At 74.2% G+C, this 6256-nt stretch carries 5 protein-coding genes; all 5 read left to right on the top strand.

Going from position 1 to position 6256, the window contains the following annotated elements:
* Positions 1-44: 44 nt before the first annotated feature.
* The 5 genes from ABD308_RS03240 to cbiE all read left to right on the top strand — a co-directional run bounded on the left by ABD308_RS03240 (position 45) and on the right by cbiE (position 5041).
* Positions 45-1085: a methionine ABC transporter ATP-binding protein gene (locus ABD308_RS03240; protein WP_344325209.1), complete on the top strand. Its 1041-nt coding sequence runs from the start codon at positions 45-47 to the stop codon at positions 1083-1085.
* The gene (locus ABD308_RS03235; RefSeq protein WP_344325206.1) at positions 1082-1828 is read left to right on the top strand and encodes a methionine ABC transporter permease; all 747 of its coding nucleotides are present in this window, start codon (positions 1082-1084) and stop codon (positions 1826-1828) included. The genes ABD308_RS03240 and ABD308_RS03235 overlap by 4 nt, the downstream gene beginning before the upstream one ends.
* A 58-nt stretch (positions 1829-1886) precedes the next feature.
* Positions 1887-2717: a MetQ/NlpA family ABC transporter substrate-binding protein gene (locus ABD308_RS03230; protein ID WP_344325203.1), complete on the top strand. Its 831-nt coding sequence runs from the start codon at positions 1887-1889 to the stop codon at positions 2715-2717.
* Positions 2718-2922: 205 nt separating this feature from the next.
* The gene (locus tag ABD308_RS03225; protein ID WP_344325200.1) at positions 2923-3588 is read left to right on the top strand and encodes a GNAT family N-acetyltransferase; all 666 of its coding nucleotides are present in this window, start codon (positions 2923-2925) and stop codon (positions 3586-3588) included.
* 154 nt (positions 3589-3742) lie between these two features.
* The gene (cbiE, locus tag ABD308_RS03220; RefSeq protein WP_344325197.1) at positions 3743-5041 is read left to right on the top strand and encodes a precorrin-6y C5,15-methyltransferase (decarboxylating) subunit CbiE; all 1299 of its coding nucleotides are present in this window, start codon (positions 3743-3745) and stop codon (positions 5039-5041) included.
* Positions 5042-6256 lie beyond the last annotated feature (1215 nt).

Here is a 6256-nt window from a genome sequence, read left to right as displayed (position 1 = left end):
CGCGGCGGCCGCGCGCCGTCCGCCCCCGACCCACGGAAGCAGCTGTGATCACCACCACGGACCTCACCAAGGTCTACCGCTCACGCGGCCGAGAGGTGACCGCCCTCGCGGGCGTCGACCTCCACGTCCGCCCCGGCGAGGTCTACGGCGTCGTCGGTACCAGCGGCGCCGGCAAGTCCACCCTCATCCGCTGCGTCAACATGCTGGAGCGCCCCAGCTCCGGCACCGTCACCGTGGACGGCGTCGAACTCACCGCCCTCTCCGGCGGCGAGAACCGGGCCGGCAAGGAGCTGCGCGAGGCCCGCCGCCGGATCGGCATGGTCTTCCAGCACTTCAACCTGCTCGCCTCCCGGACCGTCCAGCAGAACGTCGAACTCCCGCTGGAGATCATCGGACTGGACCGCACCGAACGCCGCCGCAAGGCCGCCGAACTCCTCGACCTGGTCGGCCTCGCCGACAAGGCCCGCAGCTACCCCGGCCAGCTCTCCGGCGGCCAGAAGCAGCGCGTCGGCATCGCCCGCGCCCTCGCCGGCGACCCCAAGGTGCTGCTCTCCGACGAGGCCACCTCCGCGCTCGACCCCGAGACCACCCGCTCCATCCTCAAGCTGCTGCGCGACCTCAACCAGCAGCTCGGCCTCACCGTGCTGCTGATCACCCACGAGATGGACGTCATCAAGTCCGTCTGCGACTCCGCCGCCCTGATGCGCGGCGGCCGGGTCGTCGAGTCCGGCGCCCTCACCGACCTGCTCGCCGTGCCCGACTCCGAGCTCGCCCGCGAACTCTTCCCGCTCGGCGAGTTCGGCACCGGTCACCCCGGCGCCACCGTGCTGGAGATCACCTTCCAGGGCGACGCCCCCGCCCAGCCCTTCGTCTCCCAGCTCGCCCGCACCTACCAGATCGACATCAACATCCTCGGCGCCGCCGTCGAGACCATCGCCGGCCGCATGGTCGGCCGGATGCGGGTCGAACTGCCCGGCGGCCACCAGGACAACGTGGTGCCCATCGGCTTCCTGCGCGAGCAGGGCCTCCAGGTCGACGTCCTCGACACCACCCTCACCGCGACGACGAAGGGAGCGGACGCATGACCTGGGACCAGATGCAGGAACTGATGTGGCCCGCCACCTGGGAGACCCTCCAGATGGTCGGCGCCGCCACCGTCGGCACCGTCCTGCTCGGACTGCCGCTCGGCGTGCTGCTGGTGGTCACCGACAAGGGCGGCCTGCTGCAGAACCGGCCCGTCAACAAGGTGCTCGGCGCCGTCGTCAACATCGCCCGCTCGGTGCCGTTCATCATCCTGATGATCGCCCTGATCTCCTTCACCCGCTGGCTGGTCGGCACCTCCATCGGCTGGCAGGCCGCGACCGTGCCGCTCACCATCGGCGCCATCCCGTTCTTCGCCCGCCTCGTCGAGACCTCCCTGCGCGAGGTCGACCGCGGCCTGGTCGAGGCCGTCCAGGCGATGGGCGGCTCCAGCTGGACCATCGTGCGCAAGACCCTGGTCCCCGAAGCGCTGCCCGGCCTGGTGGCCTCCGTGACCACCACGATCATCACCCTGATCAGCTACTCCGCCATGGCCGGCGCGGTCGGCGGCGGCGGCCTCGGCACCCTCGCCATCAACTACGGCTACTTCCGCTTCGAGACCGCCTTCATGTGGATCATCGTCGCCGAACTGGTGATCATCGTCACCCTCGTGCAGCTGCTCGGCGACTGGGCCGTCCGCTCCCTCGCCCACCGCGGCCGCACCGGCGGCCGGACCCGCCTGCTCGGCCCGCGCGGCCGCGTCACCGCCGCCCCGGCCACCCCCGACGACGACCTCGTCGCCCCCTAGACCACCCGGCGTCCGAACCCGGACCCGGCTCCCCGTACCACGTGGAAAGGCACTTTTCGTGCGCAACGCCCTGAAGTTCACCAGCGTCCTCGCCACCGCCGGCATCGCCCTCTCCCTGGCCGCCTGCGGCAGCAACGGCGACTCGACGTCCTCCTCGGACGCGAACGCGCCGCTCACCGTCGTCGCCAGCCCCACCCCGCACGGGCAGATCCTCAAGTACGTCAAGGACAACCTCGCGGACAAGGCCGGCCTCAAGCTCACCATCAAGGAGGTCACCGACTACGTGACCCCCAACACGGCGGTGCAGGACGGCTCGGCCGACGCCAACTACTTCCAGCACGTGCCGTACCTGGAGGACTTCAACAAGAAGCACGGCACCCAGATCGTCTCCGTCGAGACGGTCCACCTGGAGCCCCTCGGCCTCTACTCCAAGAAGGCCAAGGCCATCGGTGACATCAAGGACGGCGCCACCATCGGCCTGCCCAACGACGCCACCAACGAGGGCCGCGCGCTCAAGCTCCTCGCCGACAACAACCTCATCACCCTCAAGGACGGCGTCGGCACCGCCGCCACCCCCGCCGACGTCACCGGCAACCCGAAGAACCTCAAGTGGAAGGAGCTGGAGGCCGCCCAGCTGCCCCGCTCCATCGAGGACCTCGACGCCGCCGTCATCAACGGCAACTACGCCATCGACGCCGGCCTCAAGCCCACCAGCGACTCGCTGATCCTGGAGAAGGCCGAGGGCAACCCCTACGCCAACATCCTCGCGGTCAAGCAAGGCAAGGAGAACGACCCCCGGGTCAAGAAGCTCGCCGAGCTGCTGCACTCGCCCGAGGTGAAGAAGTACATCGACGACACCTTCAAGGGCGCCGTCATCCCGGCGTTCTGATCCACGCCCGCCGCGTGACCGACCCGTCCCGCCGGACACCACCGGGCCCCCGCCTCAACCAGGCGGGGGCCCGGTCGGGCAATATGCACCAGTGACGGTCCGACAGGCCCACATCTGACGTACCGTCGTCCGGTCCGTGCACCGCGTGACCACCCGGCACCGGCGAGGCGTACGGTGTGTCCACGACCCGGCGAGGAGAGACGGCATGGCAGCGAGCTTCCCCGAGACCGCCATCAGCACCGAACGGCTGCTGCTGCGCCCGCTTGCGGAGGACGACGCCCCCGGCCTGGCCGCCATGATGGCCGACGAACTCGTCCTGGCCTGGACCGACCAGCCCCACCCCTTCACCGAGGCGCACGCCGCCGAACTGGCCCGCACCCTCGCCCCCGCCCACCGCGCCGCCGGCCACGGCATCGTCCTCGCCGTCACCGAACACCTCACCCAGCGGCTCGTCGGCCTGGTCGAACTGCGCAACACCGACTGGCGGCTGCGCTCCACCGAGATCGCCTTCATCACCGCCGCCTGGGCCCGCGGCGAGGGCTACGCCCCCGAGGCCGTCCTCGGCGTCGCCCAGTGGCTCTTCGAGGACCGCGGCTTCCAGCGCCTGGAACTGCGCACCGCCGCCGGCAACACCGCCGCCCAGCAGGTCGCCCAGAAGATCGGCGGGATCAGCGAGGGGGTGCTGCGCAGCGCCTGGATAGTGCGCGCGGAGCCCGGCGAGGCGGCGGTGGGCGGCCCCTCCGGCCGCCAGGGCGGAAAGGACAGCCGCAGCGACCTCATCCTCTGGAGCCTGCTGCCCGAGGACCTCGAAACCCCCGAGGCCCCGGCCCCCGTCTGGGCCGGCGGCGACCGCTACGTGCTGCGCGACTGAACCGGCGGCCGGCCGCCCCGCGCTCCTTCCCGCCCGCCTCGCCGTGCACAGGTGTGCGAGATGTCCGCGCCGAGGGGATCACACCCGGTAACCTCTGACCGGCGCCGGTGTGCGGCGCCCGACGGCGCACGGATGGCGAGGGAGACAGCCGCAGATGGCTGACCGGATCACGGTCATCGGGTGGGACGGCACTCCACTCACCGAGGCCGCCGCCGCGGCCCTCGCGGCGGCCACCCTGGTGGCCGGCGCCCCGTACCAGCTCAAGGCCCTCCCGGTGCCGGCCGCCGCCGAACGCATCGCCCTCGGCAGCATCCAGCTCGCCGCCCGCCGGATCGCCGAACACCGCGGCGCCGCCGTCGTCATCGCCGAGGGCGACCCCGGCTTCTTCGGCGTCGTGCGCACCCTGCGCCGCCCCGAGTACGGCCTCGAACTCGAAGTCCTGCCCGCCGTCTCCTCCGTCGCCGCCGCCTTCGCCCGCGCCGGCATGCCCTGGGAGGACGCCCAGGTCGTCAGCGCCCACGGGGGCCGGCTGCGCCGCGCCGCCAACGTCTGCCGCGCCCACCCCAAGGTCGCCGTCCTCACCGCCCCCGGCGCCGGACCCAGCGAGCTCGCCCTCATGCTCCGCGGCGTCCACCGCACCTTCGTCGTCTGCGAGGCCCTCGGCACCCCCGACGAGGACGTCACCGTCCTCACCTCCGACCGCGTCGCCGACCACATCTGGCGCGACCCCAACGTCGTCCTGGTGATCGGCGGCAGCAGCGCCGGCGGCCCCGGCGGCGGACCCCGGAGCGGCGCCGCCACCGAAGCGGCCGGCTGGCTCGCCGGACGCCCCGTCGGCTACCCCGGCCCCGACCGGGGCTGGGCGCTGCCCACCGACACCTACACCGGCACCGGGCGCACGCCCGGCGCGAACGACACGCTCCCGGCGCATGTGCGCGCGCTCGTGCTCGCCCGCCTCGGCGCCCGCCCCGGCGACCTCGTCTGGTCCGTCGGCGCAGGCAGCGGTGCGCTCGCCGTCGAGGCCGCCCGCTTCGGCGCCGCCGTCGTCGCCGTCGAGGCAGACCGCGCCGCCTGCGCCCGACTCGCCGTCAACGCCCGCCGCTACGGCGTCGAGGTCGAGACCGTGCACGGCCACGGCCCCGACGTCCTCGGCGAACTCCCCGAACCCGACGCCGCCGTGGTCGAGACCGGCGGCCCCGACGTCGTGCGCGCCGTGCTCTCCCGCCGCCCCGAACGGATCGTCGCCGTCGCCCGCACCCTCGCCGAGGCCGAGGAGGTCCGGCGCGCCATCGCCGGCGCCGGCTACCTCGCCGACGGCGCGCTGCTCCAGTCCGCGCCGCTGCTCGCGCCCACGGGCGCCCCCGGCGCCCCGGCCGGCGGCGACGCCCACGGACTGCGCCTCGGCGTCGGCGACCCCGGCACCTTCCTGCTCTGGGGTGAGCAGAAAGCGTGAAGGCCCGGTGGCGGTTCCGGCCGCCGTCCGGTCGCGGCACGGGGACCGCCGGGACCGCCCGGCCGCACCGGACGGTGATCCAGGTCGCATCCGGACAATGATTCGAGAGACGGTCCCGCCGGGCCGGTAGTGTGGCGTCCGGGACGGCTGCGGCCTCCGCCGGCCCGCCGGATCCGGTCGGTTCGTCGCCGTTGTGACGCGGTACGGACCGGTACGGCTCGAATTGTGGGCAATTCGACGTGCCGCCCGCCGGACCTGGAGAATGCCGTAAGGTCCGGTGCGGTCGTGCCGGTTGCCCCGGCTTGTCGTTGTTTCAGATGACGCACCGCCCGCCCAGGGCGGAACGCGGGCCGGGGTGCCGCAGCGCGCCGGAAGGACTTCGGCCGCAGCGNNNGGCAGCAGCGCCTCGGCGCGGCGGCCGTGTGTGGTTGAGGGGCGGGCCGGCGCAGGCCCGACCCGTGCGGATGGGCGCTGCGGTCGGTGATCGCGTCGCCGAGGGCGCGGCAGCGGCCTGGAAGGAGCTTTGACATGACCGATGGCGGCCACGTCCCGAACGAGGGACTGCCGGAGCACCTGCACGCCGGGCCCGACCCGCTCGGCGGCCCCGAGGGCGCCGCGGCCGTCGCACCCGGCGTACCCGGGTTCGCCGCGCCCGTCCCCGGCGCCGGCGGCGTTCCCGGCNGGCGGCGTTCCCGGCGACGGCTGGACGGTCGACCCCGGCGCCCAGCGCCCCGCCTTCCACTTCGTCGACCAGCCGGACGGCCTCGACGACGAGGACGACGTGCTGCTGATGCCCGGCCCGCAGGGCTCCTGGGGCGAACCGGCCGCCGACCAGCAGACCCCGCCCGGCACCCCCGTCGAGCCGTCCTGGCCGCCGCTGGACCCGCCCGTGCTCGGCGCCGCCCACGGCCCCGCGCAGGCCCAGGCCCCGCAGGCGCCCCCGCACGCCCAGCCCGCGCCCGCCCCCCAGACCGTCCCGGTCCAGGGCCACGGCCCCGAGGCGATGACGGCCGCTCAGGCGCCGCGCCGCCCGCTGCACGCCGGCCCGCCGATCCCGGACCCGTCCCTGATGACCGGCCAGGTCCCGGTCCGCTCGCTCGCCGACCGCGGCCCCTCCACCGGCGGCACGCCCGCCCACGGCATCCCGATCGTGCCGCTGGCCGCCGCCCAGCCGGAGCCGCAGGCCGCCGCAGTGCCGGCGCCCGCCGCGCCGGT

The organism is Kitasatospora putterlickiae (assembly GCF_039527695.1).
Classification (GTDB): Bacteria; Actinomycetota; Actinomycetes; order Streptomycetales; family Streptomycetaceae; genus Kitasatospora; species Kitasatospora putterlickiae.
This window is presented reverse-complemented; position numbering and strand designations above follow the sequence as displayed.

Excerpts from the sequence above, each read along its gene's own strand:
- ABD308_RS03235 (WP_344325206.1), top strand. The coding sequence starts at position 1,082 with ATGACCTGGGACCAGATGCAGGAACTGATGTGGCCCGCCACCTGGGAG.
- ABD308_RS03225 (WP_344325200.1), top strand. The coding sequence starts at position 2,923 with ATGGCAGCGAGCTTCCCCGAGACCGCCATCAGCACCGAACGGCTGCTG.
- cbiE (WP_344325197.1), top strand. The coding sequence starts at position 3,743 with ATGGCTGACCGGATCACGGTCATCGGGTGGGACGGCACTCCACTCACC.